Origin of the sequence: Pseudomonas azotoformans, assembly GCF_900103345.1 — a bacterium.
GTDB lineage: Bacteria > Pseudomonadota > Gammaproteobacteria > Pseudomonadales > Pseudomonadaceae > Aquipseudomonas > Aquipseudomonas azotoformans.
In genome coordinates this window covers 4,779,284-4,802,442 of sequence record NZ_LT629702.1, presented here as the reverse complement: position 1 = coordinate 4,802,442, position 23,159 = coordinate 4,779,284, and the positions used below count along the sequence as shown (strand labels likewise).

The 23,159-nt window shown below is 61.8% G+C and carries 24 protein-coding genes; 10 read left to right on the top strand and 14 right to left on the bottom strand.

Going from position 1 to position 23,159, the window contains the following annotated elements; genetic code table 11:
* Positions 1–133 precede the first annotated feature (133 nt).
* Positions 134–565, bottom strand: coding sequence for an OsmC family protein (locus BLR69_RS21865; protein ID WP_027608131.1), 432 nt, complete (start codon positions 563–565; stop codon positions 134–136).
* Positions 566–783: 218 nt separating this feature from the next.
* Here BLR69_RS21865 and BLR69_RS21860 point away from each other — a divergent pair, with 218 nt between their 5' ends.
* A complete protein-coding gene (locus BLR69_RS21860) occupies positions 784–1,785 on the top strand; it encodes an LLM class flavin-dependent oxidoreductase (protein ID WP_071494761.1) in 1,002 nt (333 codons plus the stop codon).
* A 61-nt stretch (positions 1,786–1,846) separates the two neighbouring features.
* Here the strand turns inward: BLR69_RS21860 and BLR69_RS21855 are convergent, their stop codons facing one another.
* Together BLR69_RS21855 and BLR69_RS21850 are read right to left on the bottom strand one after the other, a co-directional pair.
* On the bottom strand, positions 1,847–2,074 hold the full coding sequence (locus tag BLR69_RS21855; RefSeq protein ID WP_071494760.1) for a DUF1161 domain-containing protein: 228 nt from the start codon (positions 2,072–2,074) through the stop codon (positions 1,847–1,849).
* A gap of 115 nt (positions 2,075–2,189) precedes the next feature.
* Positions 2,190–2,405 carry a dodecin gene (locus tag BLR69_RS21850; RefSeq protein ID WP_032885105.1) on the bottom strand — a complete coding sequence of 72 codons (216 nt, stop codon included), beginning with the start codon at positions 2,403–2,405 and terminating at the stop codon, positions 2,190–2,192.
* 156 nt (positions 2,406–2,561) lie between these two features.
* Between BLR69_RS21850 and BLR69_RS21845 the strand changes: the two genes are divergently transcribed.
* The gene (locus tag BLR69_RS21845; protein WP_003170746.1) at positions 2,562–2,888 is read left to right on the top strand and encodes a DUF883 family protein; all 327 of its coding nucleotides are present in this window, start codon (positions 2,562–2,564) and stop codon (positions 2,886–2,888) included.
* Here BLR69_RS21845 and BLR69_RS21840 read toward each other — a convergent pair.
* A complete protein-coding gene (locus BLR69_RS21840) occupies positions 2,885–3,781 on the bottom strand; it encodes a LysR family transcriptional regulator (protein WP_071494759.1) in 897 nt (298 codons plus the stop codon). The two genes, BLR69_RS21845 and BLR69_RS21840, sit on opposite strands and share 4 nt — an antisense overlap.
* Before the next feature lie 110 nt (positions 3,782–3,891).
* Between BLR69_RS21840 and trpB the strand changes: the two genes are divergently transcribed.
* The 4 genes from trpB (at position 3,892) to BLR69_RS21820 (ending at position 8,374) form a co-directional block, all read left to right on the top strand.
* Positions 3,892–5,118, top strand: a complete 1,227-nt coding sequence (trpB, locus tag BLR69_RS21835) for a tryptophan synthase subunit beta (RefSeq protein ID WP_058424396.1) — start codon at positions 3,892–3,894, stop codon at positions 5,116–5,118.
* Positions 5,118–5,927, top strand: coding sequence for a tryptophan synthase subunit alpha (gene trpA, locus BLR69_RS21830; protein WP_071494758.1), 810 nt, complete (start codon positions 5,118–5,120; stop codon positions 5,925–5,927). Before trpB ends, trpA begins: the two co-directional genes overlap by 1 nt.
* Positions 5,928–6,063: 136 nt before the next feature.
* Positions 6,064–6,504, top strand: coding sequence for an anti-virulence regulator CigR family protein (locus BLR69_RS21825; protein WP_071494757.1), 441 nt, complete (start codon positions 6,064–6,066; stop codon positions 6,502–6,504).
* Between the two features lie 172 nt (positions 6,505–6,676).
* Positions 6,677–8,374 carry a BBE domain-containing protein gene (locus BLR69_RS21820; protein WP_071494756.1) on the top strand — a complete coding sequence of 566 codons (1,698 nt, stop codon included), beginning with the start codon at positions 6,677–6,679 and terminating at the stop codon, positions 8,372–8,374.
* Between the two features lie 39 nt (positions 8,375–8,413).
* On the opposite strand, the gene BLR69_RS21815 is transcribed toward BLR69_RS21820, so the two are convergent.
* The 6 genes from BLR69_RS21815 to BLR69_RS21790 form a co-directional block, all read right to left on the bottom strand.
* Positions 8,414–9,718, bottom strand: coding sequence for an MFS transporter (locus tag BLR69_RS21815; RefSeq protein WP_071494755.1), 1,305 nt, complete (start codon positions 9,716–9,718; stop codon positions 8,414–8,416).
* Between the two features lie 176 nt (positions 9,719–9,894).
* A complete protein-coding gene (dgoD, locus tag BLR69_RS21810) occupies positions 9,895–11,043 on the bottom strand; it encodes a galactonate dehydratase (RefSeq protein ID WP_003170741.1) in 1,149 nt (382 codons plus the stop codon).
* Between the two features lie 47 nt (positions 11,044–11,090).
* On the bottom strand, positions 11,091–11,711 hold the full coding sequence (locus BLR69_RS21805; RefSeq protein ID WP_071494754.1) for a 2-dehydro-3-deoxy-6-phosphogalactonate aldolase: 621 nt from the start codon (positions 11,709–11,711) through the stop codon (positions 11,091–11,093).
* Position 11,712: 1 nt separating this feature from the next.
* Positions 11,713–12,672 (bottom strand): 2-dehydro-3-deoxygalactonokinase, encoded by a 960-nt coding sequence (locus BLR69_RS21800; protein ID WP_071494753.1) that lies wholly within the window; start codon positions 12,670–12,672, stop codon positions 11,713–11,715.
* Between the two features lie 96 nt (positions 12,673–12,768).
* A complete protein-coding gene (locus BLR69_RS21795; protein ID WP_071494752.1) occupies positions 12,769–13,098 on the bottom strand; it encodes a DOPA 4,5-dioxygenase family protein in 330 nt (109 codons plus the stop codon).
* A gap of 31 nt (positions 13,099–13,129) precedes the next feature.
* Positions 13,130–14,080, bottom strand: a complete 951-nt coding sequence (locus tag BLR69_RS21790) for a choline sulfate utilization transcriptional regulator (RefSeq protein ID WP_071494751.1) — start codon at positions 14,078–14,080, stop codon at positions 13,130–13,132.
* Positions 14,081–14,183: 103 nt separating this feature from the next.
* Between BLR69_RS21790 and betC the strand changes: the two genes are divergently transcribed.
* The 3 genes from betC (at position 14,184) to BLR69_RS21775 (ending at position 18,358) form a co-directional block, all read left to right on the top strand.
* Complete coding sequence (betC, locus tag BLR69_RS21785; RefSeq protein ID WP_071494750.1) at positions 14,184–15,698, top strand: choline-sulfatase; 1,515 nt, start codon at positions 14,184–14,186, stop codon at positions 15,696–15,698.
* A 16-nt stretch (positions 15,699–15,714) separates the two neighbouring features.
* A complete protein-coding gene (gene choX / locus BLR69_RS21780) occupies positions 15,715–16,629 on the top strand; it encodes a choline ABC transporter substrate-binding protein (protein ID WP_071494749.1) in 915 nt (304 codons plus the stop codon).
* Between the two features lie 160 nt (positions 16,630–16,789).
* Entirely contained in the window at positions 16,790–18,358 is a 1,569-nt protein-coding gene (locus tag BLR69_RS21775; protein WP_071494821.1) for a SulP family inorganic anion transporter, read from the top strand.
* 52 nt (positions 18,359–18,410) lie between these two features.
* On the opposite strand, the gene aroE is transcribed toward BLR69_RS21775, so the two are convergent.
* Together aroE and hemF are read right to left on the bottom strand one after the other, a co-directional pair.
* Entirely contained in the window at positions 18,411–19,229 is an 819-nt protein-coding gene (gene aroE / locus BLR69_RS21770) for a shikimate dehydrogenase (protein ID WP_071494748.1), read from the bottom strand.
* Positions 19,229–20,161 (bottom strand): oxygen-dependent coproporphyrinogen oxidase, encoded by a 933-nt coding sequence (hemF, locus tag BLR69_RS21765; protein WP_071494747.1) that lies wholly within the window; start codon positions 20,159–20,161, stop codon positions 19,229–19,231. The genes aroE and hemF overlap by 1 nt, the downstream gene beginning before the upstream one ends.
* Positions 20,162–20,321: 160 nt before the next feature.
* Here hemF and BLR69_RS21760 point away from each other — a divergent pair, with 160 nt between their 5' ends.
* Positions 20,322–21,299, top strand: a complete 978-nt coding sequence (locus tag BLR69_RS21760; RefSeq protein WP_058424384.1) for a quinone oxidoreductase family protein — start codon at positions 20,322–20,324, stop codon at positions 21,297–21,299.
* A gap of 131 nt (positions 21,300–21,430) precedes the next feature.
* Here BLR69_RS21760 and BLR69_RS21755 read toward each other — a convergent pair whose 3' ends face one another.
* Positions 21,431–21,988 (bottom strand): L-threonylcarbamoyladenylate synthase, encoded by a 558-nt coding sequence (locus BLR69_RS21755; RefSeq protein WP_071494746.1) that lies wholly within the window; start codon positions 21,986–21,988, stop codon positions 21,431–21,433.
* A 54-nt stretch (positions 21,989–22,042) separates the two neighbouring features.
* Positions 22,043–23,137 carry a DNA-processing protein DprA gene (gene dprA, locus BLR69_RS21750; protein ID WP_071494745.1) on the bottom strand — a complete coding sequence of 365 codons (1,095 nt, stop codon included), beginning with the start codon at positions 23,135–23,137 and terminating at the stop codon, positions 22,043–22,045.
* Between the last annotated feature and the right edge of the window lie 22 nt (positions 23,138–23,159).

The window sequence follows — 23,159 nt, the reverse complement described above, 5'->3', positions numbered from 1 at the left end:
ACACGAGTTCTGATCCAACGCAGAACAAAATGTGGGAGGGGGCTTGCCCCCGATAGCAGTGAAGCAGTCAACATCTCTGTTGCTGATCGACCGCCATCGGGGGCAAGCCCCCTCCCACGTTGGACCTGCTGCTTTAGCTGACCAAAGTGGCATCCAGGCTGATTTTCGCGTTCAGCACTTTGGACACCGGGCAACCTTCCTTGGCTTTTTTGCTGAGTTCATCGAACTGCGCCTGGCTTGCGCCCGGAATTTTGGCCTTGAGCACCAGGTGCACAGCGGTGATCGCAAAACCACCGTCAACCTGGTCCAGGGTCACTTCGGCCTGGGTATCGATGCTGTCAGCCTTGAGCCCGGCGTCGCCGAGAATCATGGAAAACGCCATGGAGAAACAGCCGGCGTGGGCCGCACCGATCAGTTCTTCCGGGTTGGTGCCCTTACCGCCTTCGAAACGGGCCTTGAAGCCGTAGGGCGCTTCACGCAGTACGCCGGTTTCCGTGGAAATGGAACCCAAGCCGGTCTTCAGGTCACCTTCCCAATGCGCAGATGCTTTTTTAACGATACTCATAGCGGTCTCCTCGAACGGTGGTTTTGTGTCAGTAAGGGTTCTGAGGATAGTCGGACTGGCAAAGTTCATCCTGTAAGGGAAACCTAGCAAGACAGTAGGAAATTTCCTGGCGTGCTATTGAATCTCGGGTATATGCCCTTATTGCATAGAGCATGCACATGAAGCGGCAGGTTTTGGTTCGTCTAAAAAGCCTGCGGCCCCTTTGGAGAAGCAGGCTTATGAAATCGCTGTCCGACGTAAAGTTCTCGACCCTCGACCTGGTGCCCGTGCGCGCCAACGGCAGTCCGGCGCAGTCGCTGCGCAATTCCCTGGACCTGGCCCAACACGTGGAAAAGTTCGGCTACAACCGTTTCTGGGTGGCTGAACACCACAACATGGACGGTATCGCCAGTTCGGCCACCTCGGTGCTGCTGGGTTACCTGGCCGGCGGCACCTCGACGATTCGCGTCGGCTCCGGCGGCGTGATGCTGCCCAACCACGCGCCGCTGGTGATCGCCGAACAGTTCGGCACCCTGGAAAGCCTCTACCCCGGCCGTATCGACCTGGGCCTGGGCCGCGCGCCCGGCTCCGACCAGATGACCGCCCGCGCCCTACGCCGTGAGCGCTCCGGCAGTGCCGACGATTTCCCGGAAGATGTGGCGGAGCTGATGGCCTACCTCGGCCCACGCACCCCCGACCAACGGGTGATCGCCGTTCCTGGCACCGGCACCAACGTACCGGTCTGGCTGCTGGGCTCCAGCCTGTTCAGCGCGCAATTGGCGGGCGAGCGCGGTTTGCCCTACGCCTTCGCCTCGCATTTCGCACCGCGCTTGATGCATGAGGCGATTCGCGTGTACCGCAATCACTTCAAGCCTTCGGAAGTGCTGGACAAGCCTTACGTGATGCTCGGCATTCCACTGGTCGCGGCAGATACAGATGAACAAGCCGACTACCTCGCCACCTCGGTCTACCAACGCATCCTCGCACTGATGCGCGGGCAAAGCCTGGTGCAGCGCCCGCCGGTGAAAACCATGGACGGCCTGTGGCTACCCCATGAAAAAGACGCGGTCGGCAGCTTCCTCGGCCTGGCCATGGTCGGCAGCCCGGCGAAGATCCGCGCGAAGCTGGAGGTGCTGATCGAACAGACCGGCGCTGACGAGCTGATCTTTACCTGCGACCTGTACGAGCACGCCGACCGGATTCATTCCTACGAGCTGCTGGCACAGTTGATGAAGGGCTAAAACCTTCAGGCGAAAAAAAACCGACGCACTTGCGTCGGTTTTTTACGTCTGCAACACGGGATTAACCGCGCTTGTAGGCGATTTCCTTGGTGCCGGCTTCGCAACTGCCGACTACTTTGTGGTCACTCGGCGCAGCACCTTTATCCACCACTTCCAACGAATAACCCGAAGCGCCCTTGGCGTCGATTTTCGCTGCAATTTCGCTTTTGAGCTCTTCACAAGGCTTGCCCGCCGCCAAGGCCGTGCCTGCAATGCTCAACAAACCTACCGCTAACAGGAACTTCTTCATCCGTTACTTTCCTTGCGCTGATCAAAAAGAGCGTGCCGACGCTTGCGGCATCGGCACCCATTGGTTGTAGCGCAGGTTATGGCAATCGGCCAGTCAGCAAGTTCAACCGCTGCGATCAACTACTGGCAATTCGGAACCCTACCTTGAGGGTGACCTGATAGTGCGCAACCTTGCCATTCTCGATGTGGCCGCGTGTTTCAGTCACTTCAAACCACTCCAGATGCTTGATGCTCTTGTTGGCTTCAGCGATAGCATTGTTGATCGCGTCTTCAATACTGGTGGTCGACGAGCCGACCAATTCGACTTTCTTGTAGGTGTGATGATCACTCATGGCAGTTCTCCTAAGGGTCGTTAAGCAAGCGTAGCAGTCAATGTTCGTACTGCTTCTGGCGACCGTTCCTACCTGAAAGTTCAGATTAACTGCACTTTCTGAAACGCCCGCAGTCGGTATCTACACACGCCACTCAATCACTTCAGGAGAGTCCACATGGCCAACACTTCTTTACGCAAAGCGTCGCTGGAAAGCATGGAAGCCGAGATTTCGAGCCTGCTCAAGTCTCTGGAAAGCCTCAAGGACGATGCGTCTGACGAATCGCGCAAAACCTTGAAGGCCCTGAAAAGCAATGCCGAGAATGCCCTCAAGCATTCCCGCCACCTGATCAGCGATGCCTACGAAGAAAGCAAAGTCAAAATCCGCGAAACCGGTGTTGCAACCCGGGACTACGCCCAAGAGCACCCATGGACTACCGCCGGTGTTGCCGTAGGCGCACTGGGCCTACTGGCCGCCTACCTGCTGTGCAAGCGCGGTGACTAAACCGGCTGGCGCAACAGCTCAGCCTTGAGCCACTGCGCCAGCTGCCCGGCGCGCCCGTCCGCGGCGCGCTTGGGTAGCCACAACGCCAGGTGCGCCGGGGTTTCACTGAAACCCCACGGCGCCACCAGGCGACCCGCACGCAAGTCCTCGACCACCAGTGGTTCCGGCGCGATAGCAACACCCAGCCCGGCCACTGCCGCCTCCAGTAAATAATACAAATGCTCAAACCCCTGGCCGTGTTTCAACGCGTCGGGTTCGATGCCGTGTTGCCGCGCCCAACTGGGCCAGGCTTGCGGACGTGAGGTGGTGTGCAACAACGCTTCGCCACACAACGCCGACGCGGCTGCCTGGCGCAGCTGCTCGTAGCCGGCGAAACGCGGGCTCATCACCGGGCCGATGCGTTCGCTCGCCAGTTCATACACCTGCATATCCGCAGGCCAGGGTGGCTCGGCGAACACCAGCAAGGCATCCAGGCCAGGGCGCCGGGGGTCAAGGTCACCGTCACCCGCCGACAGGTGCAGGCGCAGGTCGGGCAGGTCCGCGTTCAAGCGACCCAGGCGGGGGATCAGCCAGCGCGCCAGCAAGCTGCCCGAGCAACCCAGCACGAACGGTGCGTCGGCGCTGCTCTGGGTGAGCTCGGCGCACACATCCCGCAACCGCTCGAACGCCTCGGCGCTGGCGTCGCGCAAACGAACGCCCGAATCTGTGAGTTTAAGGCCGCGCCCCTCCTTGACGAACAAACTCACGCCCAAGTGTTCCTCCAGCACCTTCAACTGCCGGCTGATCGCGCCATGGGTCACATGCAATTGCTCGGCGGCTTGGCTGACGCTGTTCAGGCGGGCGGTGGCTTCAAAGGCACGCAAGGCATTGAGGGGTGGAAGGTCTCGGCTCATCTGTGAGTTTTCCTGACAGGTTGCGGCGATCTTATCGGTTTTCAGCGCAGGACGTCAGGGGTAGAGTGGCCCTCATTGTTTTCCACACCCATTCTCTCCTGGAGCGTCCCATGACTCAGTCCCAGACCGATCTACGCAACGGCCCAGACGCCAACGGCCTGTTCGGCGCGTTTGGCGGCCGTTACGTCGCTGAAACCCTGATGCCGTTGATCCTCGACCTGGCCCGCGAATACGAAGCGGCCAAGATCGATCCGGCGTTCAACGAGGAATTGGCCTACTTCCAGCGCGACTATGTCGGACGTCCAAGCCCGCTGTATTTCGCTGAGCGCCTGACCGAGTTCTGCGGCGGCGCCAAGATCTACCTCAAGCGCGAAGAGCTGAACCACACCGGCGCGCACAAGATCAACAACTGCATCGGCCAGATCCTGCTGGCGCGGCGCATGGGCAAAAAACGCATCATCGCCGAGACCGGCGCCGGCATGCACGGCGTGGCGACCGCCACCGTGGCCGCGCGCTTCGGCCTGCAATGCGTGATCTACATGGGCACCACCGACATCGAGCGCCAACAGGCCAACGTGTTCCGCATGAAGCTGCTGGGCGCCGAAGTGATCCCGGTGGTCGCCGGCACCGGCACCCTCAAGGACGCGATGAACGAAGCCCTGCGTGACTGGGTGACCAACGTCGACAGCACCTTCTACCTGATCGGCACCGTGGCCGGCCCGCACCCTTACCCGGCCATGGTGCGCGACTTCCAGGCCGTGATCGGCAAGGAAACCCGCGACCAACTGCAAGCCCAGGAGGGCCGCCTGCCGGACAGCCTGGTGGCGTGCATCGGCGGGGGTTCCAACGCCATGGGCCTGTTCCACCCGTTCCTGGATGACACCAGCGTCGAAATCATCGGCGTTGAAGCCGCCGGCCACGGCATCGAGACCGGGAAGCACGCCGCCAGCCTCAACGGTGGTGTACCGGGTGTACTGCACGGTAACCGTACCTTCCTGCTGCAGGATGACGATGGCCAGATCATCGACGCCCACTCGATCTCCGCCGGCCTGGACTACCCCGGCATCGGCCCGGAACACGCCTGGTTGCATGACATCGGCCGCGTCCAGTACACCTCGGTGACCGATGACGAAGCCCTCGACGCCTTCCACAAATGCTGCCGCCTGGAAGGGATCATTCCAGCCCTGGAAAGCGCCCACGCCCTGGCCGAAGTGTTCAAGCGCGCACCGACCCTGCCGAAGGATCACCTGATGGTGGTGAACCTGTCCGGCCGTGGCGACAAAGACATGCAGACCGTGATGCACCATATGGAACAGTCCCAGCAGGAGAAACACTAATGAGCCGCCTGCACACCCGCTTCGCTCAGCTGAAAGAACAGAACCGCGCCGCCCTGGTGACCTTCGTCACCGCTGGCGACCCGGGCTATGACACCTCGCTGGCCATCCTCAAAGGCTTGCCCGCTGCCGGTGCCGATGTGATCGAGTTGGGCATGCCCTTCACCGATCCGATGGCCGACGGCCCGGCCATTCAGCTGGCCAACATCCGTGCGTTGAATGCCAAGCAGAACCTGGTGAAAACCCTCCAGATGGTCCGCGAGTTCCGTAAGGACAACAACGACACGCCGCTGGTGTTGATGGGCTACTTCAACCCGATCCACAAATACGGCGTGCCGCAGTTCATCGCCGACGCCAAGGAAGCCGGGGTGGACGGCCTGATCGTGGTCGACATGCCGCCTGAGCACAACGGCGAGCTGTGCGACCCGGCCCAGGCTGCCGGTATCGACTTTATCCGCCTGACCACGCCAACCACCGACGACGTACGCCTGCCCACCGTGCTCAACGGCAGTTCCGGCTTCGTGTACTACGTGTCGGTCGCCGGCGTGACCGGTGCCGGCGCGGCGACCCTGGAACACGTCGAAGAAGCCGTGACCCGCCTGCGTCGCCACACCGATCTGCCGATCAGCATCGGTTTTGGTATCCGTACACCGGAACAAGCGGCGGCCATCGCCCGCCTGGCCGACGGTGTGGTGGTGGGTTCGGCGCTGATCGATCACATTGCCAATGCCAAGAATGACCAGCAAGCCATCGACGGCGTATTGAGCCTGTGTGCGGCATTGTCGGAAGGCGTGCGTAACGCCCGTAAGTAAGCGCCCCGTAAGCAGTAGGTAAAGTTCCTGATACAGAGGAATCAACCCGCGCGGGCACGGCCTAAACAGCAAGACCAAGGGATTTCGAACCTCGTTCGACGTCCCTTTTTTGTTTGCGTGCCCTGAGGAATACCCGATGAAAATGCCCACATCCGTGATCGCAGGCCTTGGCGTGCTGGTGCTTGGCGCCAGCGCGCTGGTGCAAGCCGCGCCTTATGACCAAGGCGGCCCCGACCGTGGCGGCCCGCAAGGCCAGCACGAGCAACATGGCGACGACCATCGCGGCCCGCAGGACAACCGTCGCGGCGGCCCGCCCCAGGACTTCGGCCCGGTACGCCAGATCATCCATGACAACCACGGCCAGTTCTCCCGTGGCGCACCGCCGCCGCCCAATGTTCGCCTGGTACGTGGCCAGCCATTGCCCCGTGGTTACTACGGCGAACGCCTCGACAACCGCGCCCTCGCGCGCCTGCCGGTGTACCCAGGCTACGAATGGCGCCGTTCGGGTCCGGATGTGGTGCTGATCGCGGTGGGCACGGGCATCGTCTACGAGATCCTCGACGGCGTACTCAACTAACCCCCCGGGCCTTCGCCTTTTTCCGCTAGGCTTGAGGGTGGACATTGCGTCCTCCCTCAACGCACTTCATGCCTATTGCCGTCTAACTGCCTGCGCAAGCCCCGCATTCCTTGCCCTCCCGGTCGTTAAGTTAGCCGCATCAGAAGTCATTCTTGGCTCTTTGGAGTACATCATGGCATTTGATCTCATTACCGCTGCGGACCGTCGTCATTCAACGCTGCAAAAAGGGTTCAACCTGCGCTGGCCGCTGGGCAATGTACAGGGTGAATCTTCGTCAAACGGCGCCAACCTGATTTATCTCTGCTACAGCCCCCAGGACATCATCGACGCCGCCGCCCAGGCGCTGGCGATCCCCAATGGCCGGATCACGGTGCGCAGCGGCGGCCACTGCTATGAAGGCTTTGTCGCGAACAAGATGCCCGACAGTCTCGACGAAGTGCTCTCGATCCTGGATATCAGCCAACTCAACCAAGTGGTCTACGACGCCACGGGGCAGATTGCCTCGGAGTTGGTGCCCACCTCGCCTCATCGCTATAGCTATCGCCTGGAGGCGGGCGGCCAGAACTGGGATGCCTACGTGGCGCTGTACAAGCTGGCCAACACGAGCTTGCCCGGCGGGTCGTGCTATTCGGTTGGGCTGGGTGGGCATATTTGCGGCGGCGGCTACGGGTTGCTGTCGCGCAAGGATGGCCTGGTGTGCGACTGGTTGAGCGGCGTCGACATGCTGGTGCCGAACGCCCAAGGCAACGGCCTGGTCGCTGTGCATGTCGCCCGCAACAGTGCCCAACAGGACGAACTGGATCTGTTCGCCGCCTGCTGCGGCGCAGGCGACGAACTGGATCTGTTCGCCGCCTGCTGCGGCGCAGGCGGCGGGCAGTTCGGGATTATTACCAGCTACTACTTCGAACGTTTGCCGCAAGCCCCCAAGGAAGTGCTGTGGCTGGTGCTGGAGTGGGACTGGTCGCTGCTGACCAAGCCAGCCCTCGAGAGATTGCTGGCGGCCTATCAGGACTGGTTTGCCCGCAACCAGGCAAACCCGGACACCTGGGGCCTGGCGACCAAACTGGAGATGCGCCACCAGAACACCGGCAACATCACGATGGATGTTCATTACGTGGACAAGCAGGGCGAGTTGATTGATCAAGCTCCCTTTGAAGACTTTGTCAGCTCGATGCTCAATGCCATCGGCATTCCTGCCACCGAATGCCTGAGTCCTTCCCCAACGACCCACCTGCCACGCAGCAACCCGCCAGGGCCGACGATCAATTCACTGGCGTCTGCCCTGGCCGCGACGCGTCGAATGGATTGGCTGCATTGCCAGCAGACGCTCAATGGCTCAGGGCCAAACCAGCGGGGGCGGTACAAGTCGGCCTACCAGACGGGTATTTTCACCGCCACTGTGCTGCAGGCGATCTGGAACACACTGACGAGGGACGACCCCGATAAGCGGCTGACTCAAAGCCTGATCCAGATCCAGTCCTTCGGTGGGCAAATCAATCAGGCCAGCGCCGCCGTGCGACGGGAGTCATCGGTTGCACAGCGTTCGTCCTATTTGAAGTGGCAACCACAATGCTACTGGCGTGACGAAAGCAGCGCTTCGGATCAAGCCCATGCGCAATGGATCCAGGGACTGTTTTTCGCGGCATTTGCCAACGACAACGGCGTTCCGGTCAATGCCCAGTTCGAAGGGTGCTACATCAATTACCCCGACCGCGACATGCTGTTTATCGACGGCGACCCCAACAAGGGGCCCAACCCGCAGTGGTACAAGGTGTTCTTCCCTGACCTCATGATTGAAAGCCGCCTGCGCCGCACCAAGCAGCGCTGGGACCCGCTGAATGTGTTCCGTAACGAGATGTCGGTGCCCTGAGCCGAAAGGAAAAAGGGCGACCGCAAGGGTCGCCCTTTTTTACAACTCGATCCGCTCGACTTTACCGACCAGCAACACGTAGGAAAGCGCTCCGAGCAAGGCCAGCACCGCAATGTAGGTAATCGCCGGCGCAAACGAATCGCCGCTGGCCAAAAAGCCGATCACAATCGGCGTGGCAATCGCCGACAGGTTGCCGATGAAGTTGAACACCCCACCGGTCAGCCCCAACAGGCGGGCCGGTGCCAGGGTCGACACCAGCGACCAGGTAATCGACGCCAGGCCATTGCCAAAGAACGCCACCGCCAGGAACGCAATCACCCAGGCCGTCGAGTCCACATAGTTGGCGCCGATGATCGCCGTGGAGATCAGCAGCCCGCCAATGATCGGCAACTTGCGCGCAAACCCCACCGACGCGCCGCGACGAATCAGCCAATCGGAAAAGATCCCGGAACACAGCACGCCGACAAACGCCGCCAGGAACGGCAACGATGCCAGCAGGCCGGATTTGATGAAGTCCATGCCGCGATATTTCACCAGGTAGGTGGGAAACCACGTCAGGAAGAACCACAGCGTGGAGTTCAGGCAGAACTGCCCCAGGTAGATGCCCCAGAGTTTGCGCTTGCTCAGCACGATACCCAGGTCGACCCAGCTGAACGGCGCCTTGGCGGCTTTTTCCTGCATGTCCACCAGGCCACCGCCTTCGCGGATCAGCTCGATTTCAGCAGCGTTGGCGCCTTTGAAATCCTTCGGCTCGCGGTACACCGCGTACCAGATGATCCCCCACAGGATGCCAACTCCGCCCGTGACGACAAACACCATGTGCCAGCCGAAAGCATGTTGCAGCCAGGCCAGTACCGGCGTGAGGAACGCCAGCCCGACAAACTGCCCGGAGGTATAGAAGCCAATCGCCGTGGCGCGTTCGCGCTCGGGAAACCAGGTGGTCACCACACGGCTGTTGATCGGATACGCCGGCGCTTCCAGGGCACCCACCGCCATGCGCAGTACGAACAACGCGATAAAGCTGGCAGCGAAGCCGAGCATCACGGTGGCGATGGACCACAAAATCAGCGCGGCAGCATAGAGAATACGCGGCGGCACGCGGTCCACCAGCCAGCCGCCAGGGATCTGCATGGCTGCGTAGGTCCAGCCGAACGCGGAGAAGATCAGCCCGACCTGAACCGGGTCGATGCCCAGTTCGCTGGTCAGCGCCGGGGCGGCAATCGACAGGTTGCTGCGGTCGAGGTAATTGATCACCACGGTGATGAACAGCAGCACCATGATGAAAAAACGCTTTTTGGTAGGCGTGACTAAAGAAGCCTGCCCGGTGAAGGATTCAGGGTGCATGGGGGTTGCCTCTTCTTATGTTTGTTGAGGACAGGTTTTACTGAAGAACCGGATCAAAATGTGGGAGCGGGCTTGCTCGCGAAAGCCGTACTTCAGTCACTGATGTGTTGAATGACACACCGCTTTCGCGAGCAAGCCCGCTCCCACAGTTTTAACCGCATTGCTTCAGTGAGACATCACCACTCGGCGAAGCTGCCGTCGGCATGCCGCCAGATCGGGTTGCGCCAGCGGTGGCCGATGGCCGCGCGCTCGATCACGTATTCTTCGTTGATCTCGATGCCCAGGCCCGGCCCGTTGGGGATCTTCACGAAGCCCTGGTCATAGTCGAACACGCCGGGGTCGCGCACATAGTCGAGCAGGTCGTTGCTCTCGTTGTAGTGAATGCCCAGGCTCTGCTCCTGGATAAACGCGTTGTAGCAGACCGCATCCAGTTGCAGGCATGCCGCCAGGGCAATCGGGCCCAGCGGGCAGTGCAGCGCCAGGGCCACGTCGTAGGCCTCGGCCATGTTGGCGATCTTGCGGGTTTCGGTGATGCCACCGGCGTGGGAAGCATCGGGCTGGATGATGTCGACATAGCCTTCGCTGAGCACACGCTTGAAGTCCCAGCGCGAGAACAGGCGCTCACCCAAGGCAATCGGCGTGCTGGTCAGCGGTGCGAGTTCCTTGAGTGCCTCGTAGTTTTCGCTGAGCACCGGCTCTTCGATGAACATCAGTTTGTACGGGTCCAGCTCTTTCATCAGCACCTTGGCCATGGGCTTGTGTACCCGACCATGGAAGTCGACGCCGATGCCAACGTTCGGGCCGACCGCATCGCGCACGGCGGCAACGTTGGCCAGGGCCAGGTCAACTTTTTCGAAGCTGTCGACGAACTGCAGTTCTTCAGTGCCGTTCATCTTCACTGCGGTAAAGCCTCGGGCCACAGCCTCTTTGGCGGCACGGGCGGTGTCGGCCGGGCGGTCACCACCGATCCACGAGTACACGCGGATCTTGTCGCGCACCTGGCCGCCCAGCAAGTCGCTGACGGACACGCCGAGGGCCTTGCCCTTGATGTCCCACAGCGCCTGGTCGATACCGGCGAGGGCGCTCATGTGCACCGCACCGCCGCGGTAGAAGCCGCCGCGATAGAGCACGGTCCAGATGTCTTCGATGTTGCGCGGGTCTTTGCCGATCAAGTAATCGGACAGTTCTTCGACGGCAGCGGCCACGGTATGGGCGCGGCCTTCGACCACGGGCTCACCCCAGCCGGTCACGCCCTGGTCGGTCTCGACCTTGAGGAAGCACCAGCGCGGCGGGACGATAAAGGTCGTCAGTTTGGTGATTTTCATCTCTTGTCTCTCTTATAGATGCGGCGCCAAGGGCGCGGAACTTGATGTCAGCTCAGGGCTTTCCAGGCGGCGACATAAGCCTGGGCACGGCTCGCTACCTGATCCACTGTCATACCCGGTTTGAACAACCCGGAACCCAGCCCGAACCCTTTGGCGCCGGCATCGATAAACACCTGCATGTTGTCCGGGGTAATGCCGCCGACCGGCAGCAGCAAAGTGCCAGCGGGCAAGACTGCCAGCCACGCCTTGATCACCGCCGGGCCCATTTGCTCGGCGGGGAACAGCTTCAACACGTCGGCACCCTCGGCCAGTGCGGCGAAGGCTTCGGTCGGTGTCGCTACGCCTGGCGACAGGAACAGGCCTGCGGCTTTCGCCGCTCGCAGCACCTTGGCATCGCTGTGGGGCATCACGATCACCTGGCCACCGGCCGCCTTGACCTGTTCGACCTGCTCAGGCAGCAACACCGTACCGGCGCCGATCAGGCAATCGGCGGGCAGGCTGTCGCGCAGGGTGCGGATGCTGGTGTAAGGGTCGGGCGAGTTCAGCGGGACTTCGATCACCCGAAACCCGGCCTCGTACAGCACCTGGCCGACGGCCTCGGCTTCGTCCGGGCGAATGCCACGCAGGATGGCGATCAAACCGTTTTGCGCGAGTGCGTGCTTGAGCATGTCAGGCCTCCAATACAGGTTGAGTGAGCCCGGACGCTACCGCCAATTGCCACAACCCGCGCTCGGTGGCTTCTTGCGCCAGGCTGACGTGGGCGAAACCGCAGAGGGCGAGGGCGCGTTGATAGCGGGCGCAGAGGGGCGCGGCGCCGACCAGGATGATCGGCTTGTGTCGGGCACTGCCGGGCAGGCCGGCGAGTTCGTGGCCGATGAGCAAGCCGGAGAGGTAATCGGGCTGCTGCTCGGGGCTGAGTTCGGCGGTGAGGCCCAGGGTGCGCGCACTGAACAGCGTCGACAGCACGCCGCGCTGGCCGTCTTTGGACAACGCCACCTGCACGCCTCGGTCAAAGGCGTCGGCCTGGAATTGTGCGGAGTGTTGCTGGGTACGTCCGAGGAGACTGTGCTTGCTCAACACCGCAAACAGCTCGCCGGTCATGAAGGTGTCGAAGTGGATGATGCAGCCATCGACCACCTCCACCCACTTGGAATGGCTGCCGGGCAGGCCGATCAATGCGTCGGTGCCCAGCCCCTGCAACACGCCCAGCACCTGGGTTTCTTCGCCGCGCATCACGTTGGGCAAGCCGACCTGCTCGATCACGCCCGGCACGATATGCACGTCCACGCCACGCAGGCTGCGCACTTTATGCAGCGCCTGGCCGAGGCTGGCGACATCGACAGGGGTATTGCGATAAGCCGCTTCGCTCCAGCCCTGGGCGCTGCCGACCATGCCGCAGGCAATCACCGGCAAACCGGGCTCGGCGTCGAGCCAGTCACCACACGCGGCATCGAACGCCAACTCGAAGCCATCGCTGCAACGCACGCCAGCAATGTCCCGGGGTTCATTGGGCAAATGCATGATGCCCCACGCCAGTGAGCGCTGTTCCAGCACTGTGCCAGCGGGGCCGAGTTTATAAGCACGAAGGGAACTGGTTCCCCAATCGAGCGCGATCAATTGCGCCTGCATCGCTTCACCTGAGTTCTGAGCGGATGCAGCGAATATAAACCTACGAAGGAGAAAGTCTCAATATATAAATGACTATCCCATATTTAGGGATTAACTTTAAGAAAAGGCTGACAAGTTCAGCTCCCGCATCGCCCCCATCCAGACGGCATAGTCCGTGTGGTCCTTCAGGTCATCGCCGGTATCGGGGTGCAGGAACACCACCAGGCCATTGCGATGGATCACCAGCCACGGCAGCACCACACCGATGTATTCCGGGTCGAACGCCAACTGGCAGCTCCAGTCCGGGTGCGGCCCTACCGGCCGTTGATGCACACGGCCCATGCGCAGCGGGAACAGTTTGGCGGCGTCTTCGCACAAGGTGCGCGCCTGTTCGATAGTGTTCGCGTCGAAGTAGATATGGGCGTGATAGCCCTTGATACGTTGCATGACGGACTCCGGATCCAATATGCGCCAGATGCTAGACCGCAATCGACGGCAGGGCCAGCCCGGTCAGCGACTGTGCGCTGCTGGCCTGCTCGGCCACCAGCCAGTCGACGAAACGCTCCACCAACTGCCCTCGGCGTTTGCGCTGGGGTTGCACCACGTAATAGCCGAAACGTGAGATCACCGTGTCGCTCACCGGCCGGCACAGCCAGTTCTGTTCCAGCAGGTTGTCCACCAGATGGCGCCAGCCGATGGCCACGCCCTGGCCGGCAATCGCAGCCTGGATCAACAGGGTGTAGTTATCGAAGCGCAACTGGCCGGGGGTGGGCGCGGTGGTGATGCCCAGTTCGCGAAACACGCCGCTCCAGTCGAACCACTGGCTGTTGTTTTCCTGGCGCAGGTGCAGCAGCGGGAAATCGTGCAGATTTTGTACAGTCAGCGGCGTGGCCTGTTCTTTGAGCCACTGCGGGCTGCACACCGGGAACACTTCCTCGTTGAACAGCCACAGGCTGTCGCCCTGCTTGAAACGGCCGTCGCCAAACAGCACCGCCACGTCGATATCGCTGCGCAAGGTCGCGTGGTTGCGCTCGCTGGTCACCAGGCTGACGTCCACCTGGGGGTTGGCCTGGTGGAAGCGGTGCAAACGCGGCATCAGCCAATAGGCGGCGAAGGCGAAGTCGGTGGCTACTTGCAGCACTTCATGCTGGTCCTGCTGGGTGATCAGGCTCAGCCCCTGGTTGATGCCTTGCAAACCGCCCTGCACATGCTCGAACAACAGGGCGCCGGCATCGGTCAATTCAATGCCACGGTAGATGCGATCAAACAGGCGGATCGCCAGTTGCTCTTCCAGGCGCTTGATCTGCTGGCTGATCGCGGGCTGGGTGGTGCCCAGTTCCATTGCAGCGGCGGTAAAACTGCGGTGGCGTGCCGCCGCTTCGAACGCGCGCAGCAGATCGAGGGACAGGTCGCCAAGGGCTTCATACATAAGCGGTGCTTATCCTAGACATTGCCTTTCATGGGCTTTACCCCACTTTTCATGGGCTGCATGCTCATTCGCATAAACACCGCCTATGGAATGCCGATAGATCATGAAGCGCAAGAACATTCTTTTCATCATGGCCGATCAAATGGCCGCGCCGATGCTGCCGTTCTACGGACCTTCCCCGATCAAATTGCCCAACCTGAGCCGCCTCGCCGCACAGGGCGTGGTGTTCGATGCCGCGTATTGCAATAGCCCGCTGTGCGCACCGTCGCGCTTCACCCTGGTCAGCGGCCAGTTGCCGAGCAAGATCGGCGCCTACGACAACGCCGCCGATTTCCCCGCCGATGTGCCGACCTACGCCCACTACCTGCGCCGCCTCGGCTACCGCACCGCGCTGTCGGGCAAGATGCACTTCTGCGGCCCCGACCAACTGCACGGTTACGAAGAACGCCTGACCAGCGACATCTACCCCGCCGACTACGGCTGGGCGGTGAACTGGGACGAGCCGGACGTACGCCCCAGCTGGTACCACAATATGTCGTCGGTGCTGCAAGCCGGCCCGTGCGTGCGCACCAACCAGCTGGATTTCGACGAAGAGGTGGTGTTCAAGGCCCGGCAATACCTGTTCGACCACATCCGCGAAGACGGTGAAAAACCGTTCTGCCTGACGGTGTCGATGACCCACCCGCACGACCCGTACACCATTCCCAAGCCGTTCTGGGACCTGTACGACGACGCCGACATCCCGTTGCCTACAACATCCGCGCAAAGCGATCTCGACCCCCACTCCCAGCGCCTGCTCAAGGTCTACGACCTGTGGGACAAGCCGCTTCCCGTGGATAAGATCCGCGATGCGCGCCGTGCCTACTTCGGCGCGTGCAGCTACATCGACAGCAACGTCGGCAAGCTGCTGCAGACCCTGGAAGACACCGGCCTGGCCGATGACACCATCATCATCTTCTCCGGCGACCACGGTGACATGCTCGGCGAGCGCGGCCTCTGGTACAAAATGCACTGGTTCGAAATGGCCGCCCGCGTACCGCTGCTGGTCAGTGCGCCGGGGCAATTCGCGGCGGGCCGCGTGACCCACTCCGTGTCCACCGCCGACCTGCTACCGACCCTGGTGGAACTGGCCGGCGGCGAGCTCGACCCACACCTGCCGCTGGACGGCCGCTCGCTGGTCCCGCACTTGCAAGGGCAGGGCGGGCACGACGAAGTGTTCGGCGAATACATGGCCGAAGGCACCATCAGCCCGCTGATGATGATTCGCCGAGGCGCCTACAAATTCATCTACAGCGAAGACGACCCTTGTCTACTGTTCGATGTGCACAACGACCCGCACGAGCGGGAGAACCTCAGCCAGTCACCGGAACACCGGCCACTGTTCGAGGCGTTTTTGAGTGAGGCGCGGGCCAAATGGGACATCCCGGCGATCCACCAACAGGTGCTCGCCAGCCAACGTCGCCGTCGCCTGGTGTTTGAAGCCCTGACCCAGGGCAAGCTGAAGAGCTGGGATCACCAGCCACTGGTGGACGCCAGTCAGCAATACATGCGCAACCATATCGACCTCGACGACCTGGAGCGCAAGGCACGTTTTCCACAACCCTGCCAAAACCAATAAATACAGAGGGAAGGCCATGCAAAAGTTGACTGTGATGTTGAGCCTGTTGGTACTGACCAGCGCCAACGTGTACGCGGACGCCAGTTGTGAAACCGTAAGAATGGCCGATCCGGGCTGGAGCGATATCGCAGCCACCAACGCCATCACCGGTTTCCTGCTGACCGGCATGGGCTACAAACCGAAGGTGGACACCCTGGCGGTGCCGATCACCTTCGGCGGGCTCAAGGACGGCCAGGTGGATGTGTTCCTCGGCAACTGGATGCCGGCGCAGCAGGGCTTCTACGACAAGTTCGTGGCCAATGGCGATGTGGTGCAGTTGGCGAAAAACCTCGACGGCACCGAGTTCACCCTCGCCGTGCCCGACTATGTGTGGGACGCCGGGGTGCATGACTTTGCCGACCTGAACAAGTTTGCCGACAAGTTCGACAAGAAGATCTACGGCATCGGCTCCGGTGCGCCGGCGAATATCTCGTTGCAGGAAATCATCAAGAAGAACGACTTCGACCTGGGCCAGTGGAAGCTGGTCGAGTCCAGCGAACAGGCGATGCTGGCCGAAGTGTCGCGAGCGGTGAAGAAACAGAAATTCGTCACCTTCCTCGGCTGGACCCCGCACCCGATGAACGTGCAGTTGAAAATGCACTACCTCAAAGGGGGCGAGAAATACTTTGGTGACACCGGCAGCGTGTATACCTTGACCCGCAAGGGTTACGCACAGGCCTGCCCGAACGTAGGAAAACTGCTGACCAACCTGAGTTTTACCCAGGAGATGGAGAACAGCATCATGGCCGAGGTGGCCAACAACAAAGTCAGCAACGCCGATGCGGCGAAGGCGTGGATCAAGGCCAATCCGGCGGTATTGGATAAGTGGCTGGAGGGTGTAAAAACACTGGACGGCCAAGACGCACTCTCTGCAGTTAAAGCCAGACTCTAAGGCCGGATGCAATCCAAATGTGGGAGGGGGCTTGCCCCCGATAGCGGTGTGTCAGCCATGGATGTATCAACTGACACTCCCTCATCGGGGGCAAGCCCCCTCCCACATAGGCCCTGTGTGTACTGATACTCTGATGCAAACCTTCCGATCCGAGTCCGCGATGCCCCGGCCCAACCGCCACACACTCTTTCCCTTCCTCAGCTGGCTCCCGCGCCAGACCCGCGCCAGCGTCGGTCGGGATGCAATCGTCGGCCTCAGCGGCGCAGTCCTCGCCCTGCCACAATCGATTGCCTACGCGCTGATCGCGGGGCTCCCACCCGAATACGGCCTGTACGCCGCGATCATCCCGGTACTGATCGCTTGCCTCTGGGGCTCGTCCTGGCACTTGATCTGCGGGCCCACGGCAGCGATTTCCATTGTGCTGTACGCCAGCGTCAGTCCATTGGCCGTGCCGGGATCACAGGACTACATCACCCTGATCCTGCTACTGACCTTCCTCGCTGGCGTTTTCCAATGGCTGTTGGGCATGTTGCGCTTCGGCGCGCTGGTGAATTTCGTATCGCACTCGGTGGTGCTCGGCTTCACCCTGGGCGCCGCCGTGGTGATCGCCCTTGGCCAGTTGCCCAACTTGCTGGGGCTGGATCTGCCAAGCCAGGCCACCGCCATCAATAGCCTGTTGGCGCTGATCCATCACAGCGGCGAATGGGACCATGCGTCCCTCCTGCTAGGGCTTGGCACGTTGCTGGTCGGCGCGCTGCTCAAATACCTGGTGCCTCGCTGGCCAACGCTGTTGATTGCGCTGGCACTGGGCAGCCTGGTGGCGTGGCTGTGGCCGGCGATGTTCGGGCACGTAGCGCTGGTCAGTTCGTTTGTCGGCAAACTGCCGCCGTTCAGCCCGCTGCCGATGGACCTGGACCTGCTCCTGCGCCTGCTGCCGAGTGCCGTGGCGGTGGGCATGCTCGGGTTGGTAACCAGCCTGTCGATTGCCCGCTCGTTGTCGGCGCGCTCACAGCAATTGCTCGACGCCAACCAGGAAGTCCGTGCGCAGGGTCTATCCAATATCGCGGGCGGATTTTTCTCCGGCTACTTGTCCGCCGGTTCGTTCACCCGCTCCGGCCTCAGCTACGAGGCGGGCGCGTGCTCGCCGTTGGCCGGGGTGTTTTCCGCGTTGTGGGTGGCGTTGTTCGCGTTATTTGGCGCAGCGCTGATCGCCCACATTCCGATCCCGAGCATGGCCGCAAGCATCCTGCTGATCAGTTGGGGGCTGGTGGACCGTCGCGGTATTCGGGCGTTATTTCGCGTCAGTCGCGCCGAGTTTGTGGTGATGAGCCTGACCTGTGTGGCCACCTTGCTGCTGGAACTGCAAACGGCGATTTATGCCGGGGTGCTGGCGTCGCTGTTTTTCTACCTCAAGCGCACATCCCAGCCACGGGTACAACAGTGGCGAGACGGCGATGAGGATGTACTGCGGGTGGGCGGCTCGATCTTTTTCGGGGCCAGCCATTACCTGCAAGTGCGCCTGCAAAGTCTGCAGGGCGAGCGCGTGGTGATCGAGGCGCAGCAGATCAACTTTATCGACTATTCAGGGGTAGAGATGCTGCATCAGGAGGCTCGGCGCTTGCGTGGGCTGGGGCGCAGTTTGACGCTACGCCGGGCCAGGCCGCAGGTGGTGGAAGAGTTGAGAAAGCTGGAAGGGGCCGACAATTGCCCCATCCAGTTCCAAGACTGAAAACGATCAACAATGTGGGAGGGGCTTGCCCCCTCCCACCTTTGGATCAGTGTCAGATCAACTGGCGGCGAAGTTCAGCCAATACAGGCGCCGAATCCGGGCGTACGCCGCGCCACAGGAAGAAGGCTTCCGCCGCCTGTTCCACCAGCATGCCCAGGCCATCCATCGCCACGGATGCACCTTGCTCAGTCGCCCAACGGCAGAACGCGGTCGGTTCCTTGGCGTACATCATGTCGTAGCAAAAGGTCTTGCCCGGCTCGATCAGGCTGCCCGCAATCGGCGGTACATCGCCTGACAGGCTGGCGGACGTGGCGTTGATGATCACGTCCACCGGCTCACGCAGCCAGTCGAAACCACTGGCGGATACCGGGCCCAAGTCGTCGAACAACTCGGCGAGCAACTCGGCCTTTTCCACGGTACGGTTGGCGATGATCAGCGAGGCGGGTTGCTCAGCCAGCAACGGTTCCAACGCGCCACGTACCGCGCCACCCGCGCCCAGCAGCAGGATACGTTTGCCGTGCAGGCTCAACCCGGCGTTGACGATAAGGTCGCGCACCAGGCCGGCGCCATCGGTGTTGTCGCCCAACAGACTGCCGTCTGCCAGCTTGCTCAAGGTGTTCACCGCGCCGGCGCGCTGGGCACGTTCGGTGAGGGTGTCGGCCAGTCGGTAGGCGTCTTCCTTGAACGGCACGGTGACATTGGCGCCACGGCCCTGCTGAAAGAACTCACGGGCACAGCCGGTGAAATCCTCCAACGGCGCCAGCAAGGTGCTGTAGTCCAGTTGCTCGCCGGTCTGCTCGGCGAACATGCGGTGGATCAGCGGCGACTTGCTGTGGCCGATGGGGTTGCCGAACACGACATAACGGTCCATCAGACAGCCGCCTTGGGCGCGTCAAGGCCCAGCCAGTCGCGGTCTTGCAGGAAGTAGTCGGTGAGGCGTGCTTCTTCGCTGCCAGCCTCGGCTTTCCAGTCGTAGCTCCAGCGCACTTGCGGCGGCAGCGACATCAGGATCGACTCGGTACGCCCACCCGACTGCAACCCGAACAAGGTGCCACGGTCGTAGACTAGGTTGAATTCAACGTAGCGGCCACGGCGGAATTCCTGGAATTCGCGCTGTTGCTCGGTGTAGGCGATGGCCTTGCGGCGCTGCACGATCGGCAGGTAGGCGTCGATGTAGGCATCACCGATGGCACGGATGAAGGCGAAGCAGGTGTCGAAGTCCCACTCGTTCAGGTCATCGAAAAACAGGCCGCCGATACCACGCGGTTCGTTGCGATGCTTGATGTGGAAGTAGGTGTCGCACCACGCTTTGTAGCGCGAGTACACGTCCGCACCGAACGGCGCGCAGGCCTGCTCGGCCACGCGGTGCCAGTGGATGCAGTCTTCTTCGTTGCCGTAGTAAGGCGTGAGGTCGAAGCCACCGCCGAACCACCACACCGGCTCTTCGCCTTCTTTTTCAGCGATGAAAAAGCGCACGTTGGCGTGGGAAGTCGGCACATGAGGGTTATGCGGGTGGATCACCAACGACACACCCAGGGCCTCGAAACCGCGACCGGCCAGCTCAGGCCGATGCGCGCTGGCAGACGGTGGCAGGCCGCTGCCAAATACGTGGGAAAAGTTAACGCCGCCTTTTTCGATGACAGAACCGTTTGCAATCACACGGGTGCGACCGCCACCGCCGGCAGGCCGGGTCCAGGCGTCTTCGATAAAGCGAGTGTCCGTCTCGAAGGTTTCCAGGGCGCTGCAAATGCGGTCTTGCAGGTCAAGCAGGTAGGCCTTTACAGCCTCGGTGCGGGTAGTCATGGCATCACCTTGAATCGGGCAAAGCTACGCGAGGCCATTGGGCGTCGGCGGCAAATGGGCGCACAGGATACCACCGCACCCACGCACGTCGCAGTTGACGAAGATCAAGCTTAGGAGTCCGATAGGGGGCTACGCGATTCGACCTTAAGGAGAAGTGCAGATGGCCAAACGTATCCAGTTCAGCGCCCATGGCGGCCCCGAAGTGCTTGAGTATGTGGACTACACGCCGGCCGAGCCTGGCCCACAACAGGTTCGCGTGCGTAACGAGGCGATCGGCCTGAACTTCATCGACACCTATTTCCGCAGCGGCCTGTACGCGCCGCCGGCCTTGCCATCGGGGCTGGGCGCGGAAGGCGCGGGTGTGGTCGATGCCATCGGCAGTGAAGTCACCCAATTCAAGGTCGGCGACCGCGTGGCCTACGGCAGTGGCCCGTTGGGCGCCTACAGCCAACTGCATGTGTTGCCCGCCGCCAACCTGGTGCACTTGCCGGACGACATCAGCTTCGAACAGGCCGCCGGCGCCATGCTCAAGGGCCTGACCGTGCAGTACCTGCTGCGCCAGACCTATGAACTCAAAGGCGGTGAAACCATCCTGTTCCACGCCGCAGCCGGTGGTGTGGGCTCCCTGGCGTGCCAGTGGGCCAAGGCTTTGGGCGTGAAGCTGATCGGTACGGTGAGCTCGCCGGAAAAAGCTGCCCTGGCCAAATCCCTCGGCGCCTGGGAAACCATCGACTACAGCAAGGAAAACGTCGCACAGCGTGTGCTGGAATTGACCGACGGCAAAAAGGTGCCGGTGGTGTATGACGGTGTTGGCAAGGACACCTGGCTGACCTCGCTGGACAGCGTGGCGCCCCGTGGGCTGGTGGTGAGCTTCGGCAATGCGTCAGGCGCGGTGGATGGGGTGAACCTGGGGATTCTGTCGGCCAAGGGTTCGCTGTACGTCACCCGGCCGACCCTGGCGACCTATGCCAACAACCCGCAGAACCTGCAGGCGATGGCCGATGACCTGTTCTCGATGATCAAGAGCGGCAAGGTGCGCATTGATATCAACCAGCGGTACTCGCTGGCAGAGGCGGCCAAGGCGCAGACCGAGTTGTCGGCACGCCGCACGACGGGGTCGACCATTCTGCTGCCGTAAGGCAATCGATATCTGGAGTCTGTAAGGGCCTCATCGCGGGCAAGCCCGGCTCCCACATTTGACCGCGTTGTCATGAAAGACGCGGATCAGGTGTGGGAGCCGGGCTTGCCCGCGATGGCCGCACCTCGGTCTCAGGAAGGCCGCACAACCTCGCCGGTCACCAGGTCACGAATCAGGCTGGGGTTCTTGCGCCCACCCAGGGCGCCGCCCAACACCAGGTCCACCTGGCCACGGAAGTACTGCTCCACGCGAATCCGTGTACGCGCCGCCGGACGACCCTGAGGGTTGGCCGAGGTAGAAATCAACGGCCCCACCAGCGAGCACAAGTCCCGCACCAGCGGATGGTCCGTCACCCGCAGCGCCACCGTGTCATGCACGCCTGTCACCCATTCCGGCAGCAAGTCCTGATGGGGCACCAGCCAGGTATGCGGCCCGGGCCAGGTGGCGGCCATGCGGTCGATCCAATCCTGTGGGAAGTCTTCGAAGAGAAAGTCGAACTGACGGATGCTGTCCGCCACCAGGATCAGGCCCTTGTCCACCGAGCGATTCTTGATGGCGAGCAAGCGGTCTACTGCTTCTTCGTTCCACGGGTCGCAGCCCAGGCCCCAAACCGCTTCGGTTGGGTAGGCAATCACCGCGCCTGCGCGAATTTCTCGTGCGGTTTCCAGCACACGCCACCGGTTGACCATTATTCACTCTCCAGACTAAAGCTCTGCGCAGTTTACCGATCTTCGTTACAAAACCTAGCAGCGCGCAAGCCAGCGCCCGCTTTCGCAGATAACCTGGCCCTCCAGCTCCAGCTCCGTAAGCGTCGCCAACACCTGGGACAACGGCCGCCCGCTGGCAATCGCCAGCGCTTCACTGGTGTGCGGCGCCGCATGCAGCAGTGCCACCAGCGGATGAGTCACCGGCATAGGCGCCGGACGGGACAGCGCCTGCCAGCCGCGCAAGCCTTCGAGGATATGCTCGATGGTTTCCACCAATACAGCCCCATCGCGGATCAACTGGTGACAACCTTTGGCGCCGGGATGATGGATAGAGCCCGGAATTGCGTAAACCTCGCGTCCCTGCTCGGCCGCCAGCTTCGCGGTGATCAGCGAACCGCTGGCCATGCTGGCTTCCACCACCAGTACGCCAAGGGACAAGCCGCTGATGATGCGGTTACGCCTGGGGAAGTTGGCCGCCTGGGGTGGGGCGTCCAACGGAAACTCGGAAACCACGGCGCTGCCTTGGTCAATCATCGCCGCCGCCAACCGTCGGTGGCGCTGTGGATAAAAATTTTCGAGCCCGGTGCCAAGTACACCGATTGTCTGACCGCCGACATCCAATGCCGCCTGATGGGCTGCGCCATCAATGCCTACAGCAAGACCGCTCGTGATGACAAAACCGGCACTCGCCAGGCTACGGGAAAACGCAGCGGCGGTGTCCATGCCAGGGCGTGATGCACGTCGGCTGCCCACCATCGCCAGTTGCGGTTTTTCCAGGATCAGAGGGTCACCCGCGACGAATAACAGCGGCGGCGCGTCGTCAATCTGGGCGAGCAGTGCGGGGTACTCCGGCTGGTCCCACATCAGCAAATGCTGGGCCGGGCACGCCAGCCAGGCCAATGCCGCACTGGCGCCCTCGCGGATTTCATGGCTGCGCCGGGCATCGGCGCTGATGGCCGGCAAACCCAGCGAACGCCAGGCACTGGCGGGGGCACTGATGGCCTTTGACGCAGAGCCGAACGCTTCGATCAATAAGCGAAAACGCTTGGGGCCCAGTTCCGGCAGCCTGTGCAAGCGTAGTCGGGCTTCCAGTTCTGACGGGGATACTTCATGACTGTTTATCGGATTCATTTGATCATCCTTGACCGGAACA

Bases quoted from the DNA above. Each gene is read 5' to 3' on its own strand.
- BLR69_RS21865 (WP_027608131.1), bottom strand. From the start codon at position 565: ATGAGTATCGTTAAAAAAGCATCTGCGCATTGGGAAGGTGACCTGAAG.
- BLR69_RS21860 (WP_071494761.1), top strand. From the start codon at position 784: ATGAAATCGCTGTCCGACGTAAAGTTCTCGACCCTCGACCTGGTGCCC.
- BLR69_RS21855 (WP_071494760.1), bottom strand. From the start codon at position 2,074: ATGAAGAAGTTCCTGTTAGCGGTAGGTTTGTTGAGCATTGCAGGCACG.
- BLR69_RS21850 (WP_032885105.1), bottom strand. From the start codon at position 2,405: ATGAGTGATCATCACACCTACAAGAAAGTCGAATTGGTCGGCTCGTCG.
- BLR69_RS21845 (WP_003170746.1), top strand. From the start codon at position 2,562: ATGGCCAACACTTCTTTACGCAAAGCGTCGCTGGAAAGCATGGAAGCC.
- BLR69_RS21840 (WP_071494759.1), bottom strand. From the start codon at position 3,781: ATGAGCCGAGACCTTCCACCCCTCAATGCCTTGCGTGCCTTTGAAGCC.
- trpB (WP_058424396.1), top strand. From the start codon at position 3,892: ATGACTCAGTCCCAGACCGATCTACGCAACGGCCCAGACGCCAACGGC.
- trpA (WP_071494758.1), top strand. From the start codon at position 5,118: ATGAGCCGCCTGCACACCCGCTTCGCTCAGCTGAAAGAACAGAACCGC.
- BLR69_RS21825 (WP_071494757.1), top strand. From the start codon at position 6,064: ATGAAAATGCCCACATCCGTGATCGCAGGCCTTGGCGTGCTGGTGCTT.
- BLR69_RS21820 (WP_071494756.1), top strand. From the start codon at position 6,677: ATGGCATTTGATCTCATTACCGCTGCGGACCGTCGTCATTCAACGCTG.
- BLR69_RS21815 (WP_071494755.1), bottom strand. From the start codon at position 9,718: ATGCACCCTGAATCCTTCACCGGGCAGGCTTCTTTAGTCACGCCTACC.
- dgoD (WP_003170741.1), bottom strand. From the start codon at position 11,043: ATGAAAATCACCAAACTGACGACCTTTATCGTCCCGCCGCGCTGGTGC.
- BLR69_RS21805 (WP_071494754.1), bottom strand. From the start codon at position 11,711: ATGCTCAAGCACGCACTCGCGCAAAACGGTTTGATCGCCATCCTGCGT.
- BLR69_RS21800 (WP_071494753.1), bottom strand. From the start codon at position 12,672: ATGCAGGCGCAATTGATCGCGCTCGATTGGGGAACCAGTTCCCTTCGT.
- BLR69_RS21795 (WP_071494752.1), bottom strand. From the start codon at position 13,098: ATGCAACGTATCAAGGGCTATCACGCCCATATCTACTTCGACGCGAAC.
- BLR69_RS21790 (WP_071494751.1), bottom strand. From the start codon at position 14,080: ATGTATGAAGCCCTTGGCGACCTGTCCCTCGATCTGCTGCGCGCGTTC.
- betC (WP_071494750.1), top strand. From the start codon at position 14,184: ATGAAGCGCAAGAACATTCTTTTCATCATGGCCGATCAAATGGCCGCG.
- choX (WP_071494749.1), top strand. From the start codon at position 15,715: ATGCAAAAGTTGACTGTGATGTTGAGCCTGTTGGTACTGACCAGCGCC.
- BLR69_RS21775 (WP_071494821.1), top strand. From the start codon at position 16,790: ATGCCCCGGCCCAACCGCCACACACTCTTTCCCTTCCTCAGCTGGCTC.
- aroE (WP_071494748.1), bottom strand. From the start codon at position 19,229: ATGGACCGTTATGTCGTGTTCGGCAACCCCATCGGCCACAGCAAGTCG.
- hemF (WP_071494747.1), bottom strand. From the start codon at position 20,161: ATGACTACCCGCACCGAGGCTGTAAAGGCCTACCTGCTTGACCTGCAA.
- BLR69_RS21760 (WP_058424384.1), top strand. From the start codon at position 20,322: ATGGCCAAACGTATCCAGTTCAGCGCCCATGGCGGCCCCGAAGTGCTT.
- BLR69_RS21755 (WP_071494746.1), bottom strand. From the start codon at position 21,988: ATGGTCAACCGGTGGCGTGTGCTGGAAACCGCACGAGAAATTCGCGCA.
- dprA (WP_071494745.1), bottom strand. From the start codon at position 23,137: ATGAATCCGATAAACAGTCATGAAGTATCCCCGTCAGAACTGGAAGCC.